We start from the raw sequence: 443 nt of genomic DNA, 5'->3' as shown, positions 1-443 counted from the left end.
GTCAGGTTCAACGTACCGACATTGGTGATGTGATCAACAGCGCTGCTGCCGGAATCGGTGGCGAGCGCCACGCCCGGTGCAGCCGCCGACGTATCGAGCGTAAAGCTGAACGAAGTCGAATCGGACGTGTTGCCGGCGATATCGGTCTGCCGGACCTGCACATCGTTCAGGCCTTCGGTCGCGCTGAAACTGGTGTTCCAGGTGTGACCGCCGTCGATCGAATATTCGACGGTGGCACCGGTTTCGACACCGGACAGGTTCAACGTGCCGACATTGGTGATATGGTCGGACGCACTGCTGCCGGAATCGGTGGCGAGCGCCACGCCCGGTGCAGCCGCCGACGTATCGAGCGTAAAGCTGAACGAAGTCGGATCGGACGTGTTGCCGGCGATATCGGTCTGGCGGACCTGTACGTCGTTCACGCCTTCGGTCGCGCTGAAACC

At 61.6% G+C, this 443-nt stretch carries 1 protein-coding gene; it reads right to left on the bottom strand.

What is annotated here, in order from left to right; genetic code table 11:
- On the bottom strand, positions 1-323 hold a 323-nt coding region (locus U4Z64_RS37415), incomplete at its 3' end, for an Ig-like domain-containing protein (RefSeq protein WP_321822697.1).
- Positions 324-443 lie beyond the last annotated feature (120 nt).

The organism is Burkholderia sp. BCC1996 (assembly GCF_905339955.1).
Lineage (GTDB): Bacteria > Pseudomonadota > Gammaproteobacteria > Burkholderiales > Burkholderiaceae > Burkholderia.
This window is presented reverse-complemented; position numbering and strand designations above follow the sequence as displayed.